The sequence below is a fragment of the Saccharopolyspora antimicrobica genome, assembly GCF_003635025.1.
GTDB lineage: Bacteria > Actinomycetota > Actinomycetes > Mycobacteriales > Pseudonocardiaceae > Saccharopolyspora > Saccharopolyspora antimicrobica.
Genome location: NZ_RBXX01000002.1, coordinates 4,378,760 through 4,393,940, shown reverse-complemented (window position 1 = coordinate 4,393,940; position 15,181 = coordinate 4,378,760). Strand labels below are relative to the sequence as shown.

The window sequence follows — 15,181 nt, the reverse complement described above, 5'->3', positions numbered from 1 at the left end:
TGGCTCCTCGTCCGGGCTTATTCGTCACCGGCAGGGTAGCGAGTCCCCCCGGGGTCACCACCAGCGGATTACCGCTCGGCGGGCCGGTGTCGGTGGCCGCCGCTAGCGTGCGGCCATGAACCTCGACATCGTCATGGTGACCATCGACTGCGCATCGCCCCGGACCCTCGCGGAGTTCTGGACGCAGGCCCTGGACACCTCGGTGGCCTTCGAATCCGACGAGTTCGTGATGCTCGAGCCGAACCGCGAGGGCGGTGTCCGGATCGGATTGCAGCGGGTGCCCGAGCCGCGCGCCGGGAAGAACCGCGCCCACGTCGACCTCAACACCACCGACCGGAAGGCGGAGGTGCGCAGGCTCGTCGATCTCGGAGCCACCGAACTGGCCGAGAACACGACGTACGGCTTGACGTGGACGGTGCTGGCCGACCCCGAGGGCAACGAGTTCTGCGTGGGCTCCGAGCACTGAGCCGATCGGCCCATTGTCGGGTCGCTCGTCCTGCGGTTCCCTCGATGTCAGGCACGCATCGCCGAGGGGGTTCGATGTCCACTTCGCAAGCCCGCGACGGCCAGAGCCGGTTCGCCGAGCTCGGTCTCAGCGCCCGGTTGGTCGCGCAAGGCGCGCTGACCTGGTACTTCGCCAAGCGCGGTGATCTCGTCGCACGCCTGCTGCACGCGCCGTGGCGGGACAACCCCTACCCGGTCTACCGGCAGCTGCGGGAGCGCGGGCCGCTGGTGCGCAGCAAGCTGGGCACGCTGGTCGCGACGACGCACCAGCTGTGCGACGAGATCCTGCGCGACCGCCGGTTCGGCGTGCGCACCAGCGACGGCTCCTACGGCGATCCGACCGCGGCGGCCGTGGAGCTGCAGCTCTCGCTGCTGGAGCTGGACCCGCCGGAGCACTCGCGGCTGCGCAAGCTCGCCGCCCCGGCCTTCCGGCCCCGCCGCCTGGAGACCTACCGGGAGCGCATCGAGCAGATCGCCGATGAGCTGCTCGACGGGGTGCGCGGCGAGTTCGACCTGATCCGCGACTTCGCCGGGCCGCTGCCCATCCGGGTGATCTGCGAGCTGCTGGGTCTGCCGCCGCTGGACGCCGAACGGCTGGCGCACCACGGCAGGGTGCTGGCCGGCTCGTTGGACGGGATCCGCTCGGCCCGCCACCTGCGGCAGATGCGCGAGTCGTTCGCCGAGCTCGACGGGATCTTCGACCGGCTCATCGAGCAGCGGCGGGCCGATCCCGGCAACGACGTCGTCAGCGACCTCGTCGCGGCGCTCGACGAGGACAAGATCACCGGCACCGAACTGGTGCAGCTGTGCGACCTGCTGCTGGTGGCGGGCTTCGAGACGACGGTGAACCTGATCGGCAACGGCGCCCTCGCGCTGCTGCGGAACCCGGACCAGTGGGCTCAGCTGCGCGCGGACCCGGACCTGGCGCCCGCGGTGGTCGAGGAAACGCTGCGCTGGGACCCGCCGGTGCAGATGACCATGCGCATCGCGCACGAACCGGTGGAGCTGGCCGGCCGCCGGCTGGCCGTGGACACCCCGGTGCTGGCCCTGCTCGCCTCGGCGGGCCGCGACCCGGCGGTGCACCCGGACCCGGAGCGGTTCGACATCAACCGCCCGGACCGCGCCGACCACCTGGCCTTCTCCTCGGGCATCCACTACTGCCTCGGAGCGCCGCTGGCCCGCATGGAAGCCGAAGTCGCCTTCCGCGCCCTGGCGACGCGCCTCCCCCACCTCCACCGGGCAGGAGCGGCAACCCGCCGCCCGACCTCGATCATCCACGGCCTCGAAGCCCTCCCGGTGACCGGCCGCACCCTCAGCCCCACCTGACGCACCCCGCAATTTCAATGGAAATCAGATCCCCGATTTCCATTGAAATTGCACCCCGTCGGCGCGTCGGGCACCCGACACGCCGACGGCACGTCGGATGTTGCGCAATTTCAATGGAAATCACACGTCAAATTTCCATTGAAATTGCGGACGTCCTCCACTAACAGCTGAACTCGTCCACGGATTTGCGCCGAGGTGTATCTGTTCCAGGGTTCCGCACCTCTGTATGTACGTGACTCCTACAACTCTCCCTCTCGAGATCGAGCCCAAGCCCTACAACGTCTTCCTCCGAGCCGAGGCCATTGAGGCCGGGTTCAAGGACTCGCACCTGCGGAGCAGCGAGTTCCGCAGGATCCTGCACGGCGTTTACACCACTGGCGACACCCCACTGACGCACGAGCTCAAATGCGCCGCAGCAGCCCTGACGCTGCCTCGGGGATCCGTCATCACCGGACGGTCAGCGGCCACACTGCGCGGTGTCCCGCTGGCGGACTTCGGAGCCCCGGTAGAGGTGATCGTGGCACGCGAGGACGGAATGCTCCGCCGCAGCGGGCTCCGCTGCACCACGGCACGGACATTCGACTTCGAGCACTCACCGTGGCGTGGAATCAGGGTGGCGGAGTTCCCGCGCATAGCCCTCGACCTCCTCAGACAGCGGTCGATCTCCCACGCGGTGGGGTACTGCGACGCGCTGCTGCACGCAGGTGCGATCACGGTCGACGAGATAGCGGGGTTCCTCGTCGGCCGAAGGGACCACGGCATCAGCCGAGCACGTATGCGGCTCGACCACCTCGACGGCCGCGCGGAATCGGTACCGGAGTCGATCATGCGCGTCGAACTCGCGCTCCGCGGCTTGCACCCGACCCCGCAGGTGGAAATCTTCGACGGCGAAGACTTCGTCGCTCGCGTCGACCTCGCGTTCGAGGCTGCGCGGGTCGCGGTGGAGTACGACGGAGGGTGGCACGCGGACCCGGCTCAGATCAAACGCGATGAGGCTCGGCGGAACCGGCTCGCCCACCTCGGGTGGATCGTCATCGTCGTGACCAACGATCAGCTCCGGAACGGCTTCGATCAAGTCATCGCGAGGGTCGAGTCGGCGCTTCAGGACGCAATTTCCATTGAAGTTGGACATGAGATTTCAATGGAAATTGCGTGACTCGTCGCACACCCGGGGCGCGGACCAGGCCGTTCGTCACGAACGCTTACCCTGGTGGCGTGTTGGTTCTGCTTCCTCCTTCGGAGACCAAGTCGGCTGGTGGTCGCGGTGCGCCGCTGGACCTGGGCGGGCTCTCGCACCCGGAGCTGAACGACACCAGGCGGCGGCTCGCCGATGCACTGTCCACTTTGGCCGATAATGTGCCCGCGAGCCTGACCGCGCTGGGGTTGTCCGAGCGGCAGGTCGAGGAGGTCCAGCGCAACGCCGAGCTGTGGGACTCGCCCACCGCTCCGGCGCTGGAGCGCTACACCGGTGTGCTCTACGACGCCCTCGACCTGCAGTCGCTGTCCGCGGTCGAGCGCAAGCAGGCCGATTCGCGGCTGGCGGTGGCGTCGGCGCTGTTCGGCCTGGTGCGCGGCACGGACGCGATTCCCGCCTACCGGCTTTCCGGGGGCAGTGCGCTCCCCGGCACGGGCACGTTGCGCAGCGTGTGGCGACCGGTGCTGGAGCCCGTGCTGGCCGCTGCCGACGACCTCGTCGTCGACCTCCGCTCCGGTGCTTACGCCGCGCTGGCGAGGGTTCCGGGTGCCGTCGACGTCCGCGTGCTGTCGGAGGACGCGGCGGGCAAGCGCAAGGTCGTCAGCCACCACAACAAGGCGCACAAGGGAAAGCTGGCGCGGGCGCTCGCCCAGTCGCCGGACGAGCCGGAGTCGGTCGACGACGTCCTCGACGTGGCCCGCACCGCCGGCCTGCGGGTCGAGCGCGAGGCCGACCGCAAGCTCTGCGTCGTCGTGCACGCCTGATCCCTCACCGCGAAACCGCAGGTCAAAAACCAGTTGTCAGCGCTGGCGAGGTTCGGCCAAGCTTGTTCCGCGCTGGAACACACCGCGAGGAAGGGAGGTTCGTCATGGTCGCCGTTGTGACGGTTGTGCGCGCTGCTGTCGCGCACCGAGGGATCCGAACTTTTTCTCCTCCGCCACGGTTGCGCTGAGCTCGGTGCTCGGGCGGAGGTCTCCGCCCTGAAGGAGCACTCGAGTTGTCCTCGTACGAGCAGTACGACCACGATCTCTTCCGCAACGTCAAGAAGTCCAAGGCGCGCAAGCCGAAATCCGCCAAGCGGCAGCGCTTCGACGACGAACCGGTCCGGCGCGGCCGGCTCACCGAGGAGGAACGCGACCGGCTCGCCGCGCTGCGCGACGAACCCGAGCCGCAGCCGCTGCCCGGGGGCGCCGACCGCTGGTCCACCTGGGACACCGGGGATCGCGGCCCGCAGCCGCACCCGTCCTGGCTGGTGACCGAGCTGGCCGCGCTCGACCACGAGCTGGGCGTGCTCAAGACCGGCAAGGAGGCCGACGTCCACCTGCTGCGGCGCGCGGTGCCCGGCGGCGACTCCTGCCTGCTGGCCGCCAAGCGGTACCGCGACACCGATCACCGGATGTTCCACCGCGACGCCGGCTACCTGGAGGGCAGGCGGCTGCGCAAGTCCCGCGAGATGCGGGCGATCGAGCACCGCACCTCGTTCGGGCGCGGCATGATCGCCCAGCAGTGGGCGGTGGCGGAGTTCAGCGTGCTGTCCGCGCTGTGGCAGGCCGGTGCTCCGGTGCCGTACCCGGTGCAGCGCGTCGGGACCGAGGTGCTGCTGGAGTTCATCGGCACCCCGGACGGCACGGCCGCGCCGCGGCTGGCCGCGTTGCGGCCCGACGCCGACGAGCTCGACGAGCTGTGGTCGCAACTGGTCGAAGCCCTCGTCGCGCTGGCCGAGCACGGCTTCACCCACGGCGACCTGTCCGCCTACAACGTGCTGGTGCACGACGGGCGGCTGGTGCTGATCGACCTGCCGCAGGCGGTCGACCTGGCGGCCAACCCGCTCGGCCTGGACTACCTGCGACGTGACGCACACAACATCGCCGGGTGGTTCCGCTCACGCGGCGCCGACGAGGCCCGCACCGATCCCGACCTGCTCGCCGAACGCCTTGCCACAGCAGGAAATCTGCGCTGGTGAGCAACCGCTGATCGGCCCGGACGCCTGACTACGGCAGCCGGGCCGATCAGTTAGACTCGAAGCAGCAGAGCCGGGATCACCGGCCAGTGTCCGCTGCGACACCCTTTGACCACCTATCGGCGCCGACGCGCCGGGCTCGTCCTCGTGATCGCCCGCGGACATCCGCGAAGCCTCCCCGCGACGTGCCACTTCCGGGAGTTCTTCGTGCCTTCAAGCTCGTCCACCACGCCCGCACGCTCGCCCCGCCGGCCGCGCCGCCGCCGGCCGCAGGGCGGCAAGCCGCAGCAGCAGCCGAAGAAGCGCAGCCTGTTCGACGAGGTCGGCGTGACCGCCGTCGACCCGGCGCCGTTCGCCGACCTCGGGCTGCCCGCCCGGCTGGTGCGCGCGCTGGCCGACAACGGGATGTCCGAGGCCTTCCCGATCCAGGCCGCCACCATCCCCGACGCGCTGACCGGCCGGGACGTGCTCGGGCGCGGCCAGACCGGTTCCGGCAAGACGCTGGCCTTCGGCCTGCCGCTGCTGGCGATGCAGCAGGGCAACGCCCGGCCGATGCACCCGCGCGGCCTCGTGCTGGTGCCGACCCGCGAACTGGCCACCCAGGTGACCGATTCGCTGAAGCCGCTGGCCAAGGCCCTCGGGCTCTACGTCCGCGAGGTCGTCGGCGGCACCTCGTTCAACCGCCAGGTGGACACGCTGCGGCGCGGCGTGGACGTCCTGGTCGCGACGCCGGGCCGGCTCGCCGACCACGTCCGGCAGGGCACCTGCGTGCTGTCCGAAGTGGAGCGCACCGCGCTCGACGAGGCCGACCAGATGGCCGACATGGGCTTCCTGCCGCAGGTCCGCGAACTTCTCGACCTGGTCCCGGCGGACGGTCAGCGGCTGCTGTTCTCCGCCACCCTGGACGGCGACGTCGACAAGCTCGTCGACCGGTACATGACCGAGCCGGTGGTGCACTCGCTCGCGCCGCCCGCGGCCAGCGTCGACAGCATGGAGCACCACCAGTTCCTGGTGTCCGCGACCGACAAGCAGGCCGTGCTCGCGCGCATCGGTGCTCGCGAGGGCCGCACGATCATGTTCGTGCGCACCAAGCACCACGCCGACCGGATGGCCAAGAAGCTGCGAGCGGCCGGAGTTCCCGCAGGTGCGCTGCACGGCGGCAAGGCGCAGAACGCCCGGACGCGCATCCTCGAGGAGTTCCGCAGCGGTGAGACCTCGACGCTGGTGGCCACCAACGTCGCGGCCCGCGGGATCCACGTGGACGACGTGAGCCTCGTCGTGCACGTCGAGCCCCCGGCCGATCCCAAGGACTACCTGCACCGCGCCGGTCGCACGGCCCGCGCGGGCGCGACGGGCACGGTGGTCACCCTGGTCACCGACGACCAGCGGGAAGCGTTCCGCACCATGGCCGCGCAGGCCGGTGTGAAGGCCAAGACCACGACCGTCCGGCCCGAAGACGCGGAACTGGCCCGCGTCACCGGCGCCCGCGAGCCCAGCGGTGTCTCGCTCGCCGCCCCGAAGCAGCGCGACACCCCGCGCAGCCGCGGCGCGAACCCGCGCAACGCCAAGCGACCGGAGGGCACGGCCAACGAGCCCAACCGGCGGCGGCGTCCCACCGAGCGCGGCCACGACGACGGTCGGCGCTCGGACAACGGCAACCGCCGCGGACAGGCACCGTCCGGGCGCGGCGCCCGGCGCGGCAACCGCGGTGGCGCCCGGCAGGCGTGACGGATCGGAGGAGGCACCGGTGGGCCGACGGCTGGAGAACTCGAGCGAGGAATTCCTGCAGTTCTGGCAGGAACGCCACCTGAGCACGTTGACGACGGTGCGCCTCGACGGCACACCGCACGTGGTTCCGGTCGGGGTGACGCTCGACGTGGCGACGGCGACCGCGCGGGTGATCTCCTCCGGCACGTCGTACAAGGTGCGGCAGATCCGCGCCGCCGGACCCGGTGGCGCGCAGGTCGCGGTCTGCCAGGTCGACGGGCGGCGGTGGTCGACCCTGCAGGGAACCGCCGTGGTGCGCGATGAACCGGAGGTGGTGGCCGATGCCGAGCACCGGTACGAGCAGCGCTACAAGAAGCCCCGCCCGAACCCGTCCCGCGTGGTGATCGAGATCTCCGTGACGAAGGTCCTCGGCAACGTCTGAGCTCCGGCGTGGTGAGGTGGTGCGGTGAGCGTCCACCAGGAAGAGCCGGAACCGGTCCACGTCGTCGGCATCGGCGCCGACGGCGCGGCGGGCCTGTCCCAGCACGCCCAGAACGTCGTGAACTCCGCCGAGGTGCTGTTCGGCAGCTCGCGCCAGCTCGATCTGGTTCCCGGGGCGACCGGGCAGCGGGTGGCCTGGCCGACGCCGCTGCTCCCGGCGCTGCCCGGTCTGCTCACCGAGCACGCCGGCCGGTCGATCTGCGTGCTGGCCAGCGGCGATCCGATGTTCTACGGGATCGGCGCCACCCTGGTGAAACTCCTCGGGCCGGACCGGGTGCGGATCGTCGCGCACCCGTCGTCGCTGTCGCTGGCCTGCGCGCGAATGGGCTGGCCGGTGCAGGAAACCGCGGTCGTGAGCCTGGTCGGCAGGCCGGTCGAGCTGCTGCACACCCGCGTTCAGCCCGGAAACCGGCTGCTGGTCCTCAGCTCCGACGGAGGCACTCCAGACGCCGTCGCCGCGCTGCTGCGGGAGCGCGGTTTCGGGCCCAGCAGCATGACCGTGCTCTCGGAGCTCGGCAGCGAACGTGAGCAGCGCACCACCTCCACCGCCGACAGCTGGGAGCACTCCGCGGGCCCGCTGAACGTGATCGCGATCGAGTGCCACGCCGCTCCCGGCGCGAGAACCCTGCCCATCACGCCGGGTCTGCCGGACGACGCCTTCGAGCACGACGGTCAGCTCACCAAGCGCGACGTGCGGGCGATCACGCTCGCCCGGCTGGCTCCGTGCCCCGGGCAGTTGTTGTGGGACGTCGGTGCGGGGGCCGGTAGCATCGCGATCGAGTGGATGCGCAGCGATCCGTCCTGCCGGGCGATCGCGATCGAGCACCGCGAGGACCGGGCTCAGCGCATCACCGCGAACGCGAAAGCGCTGGGCGTTCCCGGAATCCAGGTGATCACCGGAGCGGTGCCGCAAGCGCTGGACGGGCTGAACACGCCGGACGCGATCTTCGTCGGCGGCGGCGGAACCGCACCGGGTGCGCTGGAGTCGTGCTGGGCCGCGTTGCGCCCGGGCGGGCGCCTGGTCGTCAACGCGGTCACGTTGGAATTGGAGACGTTGGTGGCCGACTGGTACCGCCGCATCGGCGGCGAACTGGTCCGGATCTCGGTGGAGCGCGCGGCGCCGATCGGTGGTTTCACCGGCTGGCGGCCCGCGATGCCGGTGACGCAGTGGGTGGTGGACAAGCGATGACAGTTCGTTTCGTGGGCGCCGGGCCGGGTGCCGCCGACCTGATCACCGTGCGGGGACGCGATGTCATCGCCGCCTCGCCGGTGTGCCTGTACGCGGGCAGCCTGGTGCCGACCGAGCTGCTCGAGCACTGCCCTCCGGAGGCAAAGCTCGTGGACACCGCGAAGCTGACCCTGGACGACATCCTCGCCGAGATGCTGGCCGCGCACGCTGCCGGACTCGACGTGGCGCGGCTGCACTCCGGTGACCCGTCGGTGTTCAGCGCTGTCGCCGAGCAGATGCGCCGCCTGGACGCCGCCGGGATCCCCTACGAGGTGGTGCCCGGCGTCCCGGCGTTCGCCGCCGCGGCGGCCGCGCTGAACCGCGAGTTCACCGTTCCCGGCGTCGGCCAGACCGTGGTGCTCACCCGCACGTCCGCGCGCGCGACGCCCATGCCGGAGCACGAGAACCTGGCCACGCTGGGCCGGAGCCGCGCGACGATGGTCCTGCACCTCGCGGTCAACCGGATCGAGGAGCTCGTCGAGGAGCTCCTGCCCAACTACGGCGCGGACTGCCCGGTGGCCGTGGTGGCCAACGCGAGCCGCGCGGACGAAATCGTCCTCCGCGCAACGCTTTCCGACATCGCGGCGCAGGTGCGGGCGGCGGGCATCGTCCGGACGGCCGTCGTCGTGGTGGGCGAGGTCCTGACGGCATCGGAGTTCCCGGACAGCCACCTCTACTCCGCCAACCGCTGCCGGGACTGACCTCACCGAGTCCTCGTCCCCGGCAGCCGTACCAGGGTCACGACACGTCGACACCTGTGGACGACCTCCGCGATTTCAATGGAAATCAGACCTCTGATTTCCATTGAAATCGCGCAAATCCCGGCGCGCCGTCGGCGTGTCGGTGTCCGACACACCGACGGTGCGCAATTTCCATTGAAATCGAAGGCGTGATTTCCATTGAAATTGCGTCGTCCTGGGTTCCGTGGTGGGTGCGGGCGGGTCAGGCCGGGGCGCGGCCGACGATGGTGCCCGCGCGGTCGATGACCACCACGTCCACCTCGATGGGTGCGCCGCGGAGGGTTTCGAGGCAGAACTGCTGGGCACGGTTCGCGATGAGGTAGCCGAGCGGGATGTTCGCGTCGGTGCAGAGGTGCAGTGCTTCGAGGGCCGTGTTGGCCCCGGTGATTCTGGTGACCAGGTCGGGGGTGCCGCCCGCTTCGCCGACGATGGTGGCGAGCCGGGCGAAGTCGACCTGGGAGCGCTTGGAGTGCAGGTCGAGGTGGCCGTCAGCGAGCTTGGAGATCTTGCCGATGCCACCGGCCACCGTGAGCCGCGGGACCGGGTGCCTGCGCAGGTACTTCAGCACCGCACCGGCAAAGTCCCCCATGTCCAGCAGCGCTTCGCCGGGCAGGTCGTGGAGCTGGGCGGCGACCTTCTCCGATGTGCTGCCGGTGCAGCCCGCGACGTGCTCGAGCCCCGCCGCGCGCGCCACGTCGACGCCGCGCCGGATGCTGTCGATCCACGCCGAGCAGGAGTACGGCACGACGACACCCGTGGTGCCCAGAATGGACAGTCCACCCAGGATTCCCAGCCGCGGGTTCCAGGTGCGCCGGGCCAGTTCCGCGCCGCCGTCGACGGACACTTCGACGATGACGTCGCCGCTGCCGCCGTGCTGCGCGGCGACCCGCTCGACGACCTCGCGCATCAGCTGCCGCGGCACGGGGTTGATCGCCGGTTCGCCGACCGGCAGCGGCAGCCCCGGCTTGGTGACGGTGCCGACCCCGTCACCGGCGCGGAAGAGCACTCCCGCCCCGGGTTCGGCCGGCCGGACCGTCACCGACACGAGCGCTCCGTGCGTCACGTCGGGATCGTCGCCGGCGTCCTTGACCACGCCTGCCGTCGCGAAACCGTCGCCCAGCCGCTCGCGGGCGAGCGCGAAGGCCGGCCGGTGGCCCTTCGGCAGCACGATCTCGACCGGGTCCGGGAACGTCCCGGTCAGCAGGGCTGTGTAGGCGGCGGCCGTGGACGCCGTGGCGCAGGCCCCCGTCGTCCAGCCGTACCGGAGGCCCGATCCCTCCGCGCGTCCGCTCATCGCCGTCTCCGGACTAGTACTCCCGTGAGCGTTTCGGGGCGCCGCAGCACCCCGAAGCACTCACAACCCTCACTGGGCCTTTCATATCCTGGCCGCCTACCGCAGCCGCGACGACCGACGTGACTGGACCGCGGAAGCAGGCGCACAACCCACCCTCGCAGCTTGCACCACCGCGGGTTCTCAGGTTGTGCCCGCCCAGACTGGGCTCTTGGCGAGGCCAGTCCCGTTCGCCGTGGATTGGACCGGGATCCCGGAGTCCAGGCGGCGTCTGAGGTTCCGCCGCCCGCACCGCCACGCAAAAGGAGCAGAGAAGCCGCAGTGGAAGAATGCGCCACATGCGCGTGCTCATCCTCGGCGGCACCGGCGAAGCCCGAGCGCTCGCCGGACGGCTCCACGAGCGGCCCGACCTGCACGTGACATCGTCGCTGGCCGGCCGGGTACGGGAGCCGCAGCTGCCACCCGGCGACGTGCGCGTCGGCGGGTTCGGCGGACCGGACGGGCTGGCCGACTGGCTCCGGCGCGAGCGCGTCCACGCGGTCGTGGACGCCACCCACCCGTTCGCCCGGACGATCAGCGACAACGCCGTGGCAGCGGCGCAGCGCGCGGGATGCCCGCTGCTGGTGCTGCGCCGCCCCGCCTGGGTACCGGAGAGCGGCGACGACTGGCGGCCGGTGCCTTCGATGGCCGCTGCCGCCGCGCTGCTGCCGGAGCTGGGCGAACGGATCTTCCTCACCACCGGAAGGCAGGGCCTCGCCCACTTCGCCGGGCTCGACCTCCGGTTCCTCGTCCGGACCGTCGATCCGCCGGAACCACCGCTGCCCCCGCGCACGATGGTGTTGCTCGCGCGCGGGCCGTTCACCGTCCACGACGAGCTCGCGCTGCTGCGGGAGCACCGCATCGAGGTGCTGGTCAGCAAGAACAGCGGCGGTTCGATGACCAGCGCGAAGCTCACCGCGGCCCGCGAACTGGGGCTGCCGGTGGTGATGGTGCAGCGCCCGCCCCGGCCCGACGTTCCGTCGGCCGGGACCGTCGAGCAGGCCGTGGCCTGGCTCGATGCCGTGCCGCACGATCACGCCGGGTAGCGCCTCGGCGTGAAAACGACCTCGCGGCCGTCTGCGCCCGCGGTGATCCGCGTGGTCGAGGACCCGATCAGCAGCAGGCATCGCATGTCCACATCGGACTGATCCAGGTCGGCGAGCCGCACCGTCTTGATGCTCTCCTCCGGGCCGCCGACGTCCCGCCCGATGACCACCGGCGTGTCCGGCGACCGGTGCTCCAGGACGGCGTCCCGCGCAGCCGCGACCTGCCAGGTCCTGCTGCGCGAGGCGGGGTTGTAGATCGCCATCGCCAGGTCGGCCGCCGCGGCGGCCCGCAGGCGCTCGACGATCACCTCCCACGGCTTGAGCCGGTCGGACAGCGACAGCACGCAGAAGTCGTGCCCCAGCGGCGCGCCGACGCGGCTGGCCACCGCCTGCGCCGCGGTCATCCCGGGCAGCACCCGCACCGGCACGTCCGAGCGCTCCGCCGCGACCTCCAGCACCGCGCTGGCCATCGCGAACACCCCCGGATCCCCGGACGAGACCACGGCGACCTTCGAGCCGCGCCGCGCCAGCTCCAGCGCGAACTCCGCCCGCTCGGCCTCGACGCGGTTGTCCGACGCGTGCTTGCGCTGCCGCGGGTTGTCCGGAACCCGCGCGAGATACGTGGTGTAACCGACCAGGTCGTCGGCCTCGGCGAGCGCCGCATGCACTTCCGGCGTCACCCACTCGCGCCCACCGGGCCCGAGTCCGACCACCACGACCTCGCCCCGGCCTGCGCCTTCCGCGCGGTGAACGTCCGAAATCGACGCAGCTCCTGCGGCGTTGGCCGGGCCGGGGAGCAGGGCGAGGGAGAAGTACGGGACGGTGTCCGGGTCGACGTCGGCCAGCGGCAGGTGGCGCTGCCGGTCGGTGGTGGCGCGCTCGACGTACCAGGCCTCGTCGAGGCGGCCCGCCTTCTCGAACGCATCTCGCACGCCGTCGAAGGTGCGGCCCAGCTTGAGCACCGCCGCCGCGTCGGTGGCGGCGAGCCGCTCCGCGAGGACGTCCGGCGGGAGCGTGCCCGGCAGCACGGTGAAGGTCTCGTCGCGCTCGGCCAGCGGCCGTCCCAACGCCGCCGAAGCACCGCTGATCGAGGTGATGCCGGGGATCACCTCGGCCCGGAAGCGCCCGGACAACCGCTTGTGCATGTGCATGTAGGAGCCGTAGAAGAGCGGGTCGCCCTCGGCGAGCAGGACGACGTCCCGGCCCGCGGACAGGTGCGCGGCGAGCCTGGCCGCGCAGTCCGCGTAGAACTCGTCGATGGCGCCCTGGTAACCGCCCGGGTGGTCGGTGGTCTCGGTGGTCACCGGGTAGACCAGGGGTTCCTCGATCTGCCCCTGCCGCAGGTAGGGCTCGGCGATGGATCGCGCGATGCTCCTGCCGTGGCGGGCGCTGTGGTAGGCGATCACCTCGGCGCGCTCGATCAGCCGGGCGGCCTTGACCGTCACCAGTTCCGGGTCGCCGGGACCGAGGCCCACGCCGTAAAGCGTGCCGTTGCTGCTCACTCTTCCTCGCTCGCGATCGCGTTGATGGCGGCAACCGCCATGGCGCTGCCGCCGCGGCGACCGCGCACCACCAGGTGCTCCAAGCCGCTCGGGTGCTCGGCCAGCGCGTCCTTCGACTCCGCGGCGCCGATGAAGCCGACGGGCAGGCCCAGCACCGCGGCGGGCTTCGGGGCGCCGTCCTCGATCATCTCCAGCAGCCGGAACAGCGCCGTCGGCGCGTTGCCGATCGCGACCACGGAGCCGGCCAGCCGGTCGCGCCACAGCTCCAGGGCCGCCGCGCTGCGCGTCGTGCCCAGCTCGCGGGCCAGCGATGGCACCTGCTCGTCGGACAGGGTGCAGATCACCGGGTTGTCCGCGGGCAGGCGCCGCCGGGTCACTCCGGCGGCGACCATCGCGGCGTCGCACAGGATCGGCGCACCGCGGTGCAGCGCCTCGCGCGCGTCGATCACCACGTCCGGGGAGAACGCGAGGTCGTCGACCAGGTCGACCATGCCGCAGGCGTGGATCATCCGCACCGCCACCCCGGCGACCTCCGGCGGCAGGCCGTCCAGCCGGGCTTCCGCGCGGATCGTGGCGAAGGAGCGGCGGTAGATCTCCGCGCCTTCCCGGACGTATTCGGGCACCCCGCGGTAGCGGGCAGCGTCGTTCTCGTTCACACATTCCTCCGTGCCGCGCCGAGCGCGGCGGATACCTGGTCCACATCGACCGCCGAGGTCCACGTCGCTCCGTCGAGACCGACCTCGTAGCCGGCACCGGTGGCCAGCACTTCCACGACGCGTCCCGGCGGTCGGCCGCAGCGCCGCCCGCATCCCGACCAGTGCACCGGCAGGGCACCGGCCGGTGCCGCGCGCCGGGCGTCCTCCCGGACGTCGGCCAGCGACTTCGCGCACCCGGGACGACCGGCGCACGTCGTCACGCCGACCCCGTCCGAAGCGGGATCCACGAGCAGTCCGCGAGCGCCGAGCTCCGGCAACCACCGATCGGCTTCGTCCGGTCGCACGCCGGGCAGGACGACGGTCCGCCACGGCGTCAGGCGCAGCTCGCCCGCGGCCTCGGACGCGGCGGTGATGATATCCACCTGCTCCGGCGTCAACCGGCCCAGTGGCGCTCCGGCCACCGCGGAGACCGTCCCGTCGGGCCGGAGGACGCGCCCGACCTGCGCATGCGTGGGCGGCACCGCGGACACCGGAGAGGCCGCGGCAGCCCCTCCCAGCCGCTCGGCGATTCGCCGTGCGCCGCCGTCGAGTTCGGCCAGCCGCCACGCCGAGCAACCCTGCGCCGCCTTCTCCGCCAGGAACGCCTCCGCCGCGGCGATGGCGGCTCCGGCGGCCTGCCACAGTGGTGTCCGGATTCCGGAGTCCACGTCGGCGAGCAGCAGCGCCGCGGTGTCCGCGGACAGCGCGCGCAGCCCGACATCGGCACCGAGCGAGCTGACGTCCCCGCTGCCGTCGTCGACCGCGAACAGGAACCGTCCCGGCAGCCCGGCCAGCGCCGGATCGGCGCAGAGCGCCTCGTCGAGCTCGGCCGCCACCGCCCGCACGTCGATCAGCTCGCGGCCGTCCGCGGAGGGCGAGCCGATGATGTTGCGGACCCGCTCGTGCGTCGCCGAGGGCAGCAGCCCGGCTTCGCGCAGCCGCGCGGCCAGTTCCCGCTCCGCTCCAGTCGGCAGGCCTCGGACCTGCACGTTCGCCCGGGAAGTGAGTTCCAGACCGCCGTCGCCCAGCGCCGCGGACTCGGCGAGCGCGCGGACCTGGGCCGGGGTGAGAGACCCGCCTGGGACGCGGATGCGGGCCAATCCGCCGTCGGCGGCCTCGTGCACCCGCAACGCGCCGGGACACCCGTCCCGCTCCGGTCTGGCTCCTCGCAACACCCGGCTGATACTACGGACCGGGGTAGTTGCGGACGCAAACCCAGCCGGGTGCGACGCGCATCATGGCCGCGCGTCTTGACGTAAGATCGCCTCGTTGCGGAGAGTGGTCGCAACACCCAGCGGCGACGTGTGGAGGAAGCCGGTGCGAATCCGGCGCGGTCCCGCCACTGTCACCGGGGAGCGAACTCCAGGACGCCACTGTCCACATCGGACGGGAAGGCGGAGTGAGCGCTGATCCGGGAGCCAGGAGACTCCGGTCGCCGCGACCTGCC

General features: G+C 71.7%; 14 protein-coding genes and 1 riboswitch. Of the genes, 10 read left to right on the top strand and 4 right to left on the bottom strand.

Annotated features, from left to right (window positions below):
* The first annotated feature begins 115 nt into the window (after positions 1 to 115).
* The 9 genes from ATL45_RS21375 to cobM all read left to right on the top strand — a co-directional run bounded on the left by ATL45_RS21375 (position 116) and on the right by cobM (position 9,122).
* On the top strand, positions 116 to 466 hold the full coding sequence (locus ATL45_RS21375) for a VOC family protein (protein WP_093146552.1): 351 nt from the start codon (positions 116 to 118) through the stop codon (positions 464 to 466).
* A gap of 74 nt (positions 467 to 540) precedes the next feature.
* Entirely contained in the window at positions 541 to 1,830 is a 1,290-nt protein-coding gene (locus tag ATL45_RS21370) for a cytochrome P450 (RefSeq protein WP_093146553.1), read from the top strand.
* Positions 1,831 to 2,056: 226 nt separating this feature from the next.
* A complete protein-coding gene (locus tag ATL45_RS21365; protein ID WP_093146554.1) occupies positions 2,057 to 2,986 on the top strand; it encodes an endonuclease domain-containing protein in 930 nt (309 codons plus the stop codon).
* A gap of 59 nt (positions 2,987 to 3,045) precedes the next feature.
* The gene (gene yaaA / locus ATL45_RS21360; RefSeq protein ID WP_093146555.1) at positions 3,046 to 3,789 is read left to right on the top strand and encodes a peroxide stress protein YaaA; all 744 of its coding nucleotides are present in this window, start codon (positions 3,046 to 3,048) and stop codon (positions 3,787 to 3,789) included.
* 233 nt (positions 3,790 to 4,022) lie between these two features.
* Complete coding sequence (locus tag ATL45_RS21355; protein ID WP_093146556.1) at positions 4,023 to 4,988, top strand: serine protein kinase RIO; 966 nt, start codon at positions 4,023 to 4,025, stop codon at positions 4,986 to 4,988.
* Positions 4,989 to 5,192: 204 nt separating this feature from the next.
* The gene (locus ATL45_RS21350; protein WP_170210300.1) at positions 5,193 to 6,713 is read left to right on the top strand and encodes a DEAD/DEAH box helicase; all 1,521 of its coding nucleotides are present in this window, start codon (positions 5,193 to 5,195) and stop codon (positions 6,711 to 6,713) included.
* A gap of 19 nt (positions 6,714 to 6,732) precedes the next feature.
* Positions 6,733 to 7,134, top strand: coding sequence for a pyridoxamine 5'-phosphate oxidase family protein (locus ATL45_RS21345; protein ID WP_093146557.1), 402 nt, complete (start codon positions 6,733 to 6,735; stop codon positions 7,132 to 7,134).
* Between the two features lie 24 nt (positions 7,135 to 7,158).
* Positions 7,159 to 8,382: a precorrin-6y C5,15-methyltransferase (decarboxylating) subunit CbiE gene (gene cbiE, locus ATL45_RS21340; protein ID WP_093146558.1), complete on the top strand. Its 1,224-nt coding sequence runs from the start codon at positions 7,159 to 7,161 to the stop codon at positions 8,380 to 8,382.
* On the top strand, positions 8,379 to 9,122 hold the full coding sequence (gene cobM / locus ATL45_RS21335) for a precorrin-4 C(11)-methyltransferase (RefSeq protein ID WP_093146559.1): 744 nt from the start codon (positions 8,379 to 8,381) through the stop codon (positions 9,120 to 9,122). The genes cbiE and cobM overlap by 4 nt, the downstream gene beginning before the upstream one ends.
* A 241-nt stretch (positions 9,123 to 9,363) precedes the next feature.
* On the opposite strand, the gene ATL45_RS21330 is transcribed toward cobM, so the two are convergent.
* Positions 9,364 to 10,455, bottom strand: coding sequence for a cobalt-precorrin-5B (C(1))-methyltransferase (locus ATL45_RS21330; protein ID WP_093146560.1), 1,092 nt, complete (start codon positions 10,453 to 10,455; stop codon positions 9,364 to 9,366).
* A gap of 335 nt (positions 10,456 to 10,790) precedes the next feature.
* Between ATL45_RS21330 and ATL45_RS21325 the strand changes: the two genes are divergently transcribed.
* Positions 10,791 to 11,537 carry a cobalt-precorrin-6A reductase gene (locus ATL45_RS21325; RefSeq protein ID WP_211841255.1) on the top strand — a complete coding sequence of 249 codons (747 nt, stop codon included), beginning with the start codon at positions 10,791 to 10,793 and terminating at the stop codon, positions 11,535 to 11,537.
* On the opposite strand, the gene ATL45_RS21320 is transcribed toward ATL45_RS21325, so the two are convergent.
* Genes ATL45_RS21320 through ATL45_RS21310 form a run of 3 tightly spaced genes read right to left on the bottom strand, consistent with a single transcriptional unit; the run spans position 11,525 to position 14,909 of the window.
* On the bottom strand, positions 11,525 to 13,039 hold the full coding sequence (locus ATL45_RS21320) for a precorrin-2 C(20)-methyltransferase (protein WP_093146562.1): 1,515 nt from the start codon (positions 13,037 to 13,039) through the stop codon (positions 11,525 to 11,527). The two genes, ATL45_RS21325 and ATL45_RS21320, sit on opposite strands and share 13 nt — an antisense overlap.
* Positions 13,036 to 13,662, bottom strand: coding sequence for a precorrin-8X methylmutase (locus ATL45_RS21315; protein ID WP_093147525.1), 627 nt, complete (start codon positions 13,660 to 13,662; stop codon positions 13,036 to 13,038). Before ATL45_RS21315 ends, ATL45_RS21320 begins: the two co-directional genes overlap by 4 nt.
* 29 nt (positions 13,663 to 13,691) lie before the next feature.
* Positions 13,692 to 14,909 (bottom strand): ferredoxin-like domain-containing protein, encoded by a 1,218-nt coding sequence (locus ATL45_RS21310; RefSeq protein WP_093146563.1) that lies wholly within the window; start codon positions 14,907 to 14,909, stop codon positions 13,692 to 13,694.
* Positions 14,910 to 15,041: 132 nt separating this feature from the next.
* A riboswitch (cobalamin riboswitch) is annotated at positions 15,042 to 15,163 on the top strand.
* Positions 15,164 to 15,181: the final 18 nt, after the last annotated feature.

Excerpts from the sequence above, each read along its gene's own strand:
- cobM (WP_093146559.1), top strand. The coding sequence starts at position 8,379 with ATGACAGTTCGTTTCGTGGGCGCCGGGCCGGGTGCCGCCGACCTGATC.
- ATL45_RS21370 (WP_093146553.1), top strand. The coding sequence starts at position 541 with ATGTCCACTTCGCAAGCCCGCGACGGCCAGAGCCGGTTCGCCGAGCTC.
- ATL45_RS21365 (WP_093146554.1), top strand. The coding sequence starts at position 2,057 with ATGTACGTGACTCCTACAACTCTCCCTCTCGAGATCGAGCCCAAGCCC.
- ATL45_RS21330 (WP_093146560.1), bottom strand. The coding sequence starts at position 10,455 with ATGAGCGGACGCGCGGAGGGATCGGGCCTCCGGTACGGCTGGACGACG.
- ATL45_RS21375 (WP_093146552.1), top strand. The coding sequence starts at position 116 with ATGAACCTCGACATCGTCATGGTGACCATCGACTGCGCATCGCCCCGG.
- ATL45_RS21325 (WP_211841255.1), top strand. The coding sequence starts at position 10,791 with ATGCGCGTGCTCATCCTCGGCGGCACCGGCGAAGCCCGAGCGCTCGCC.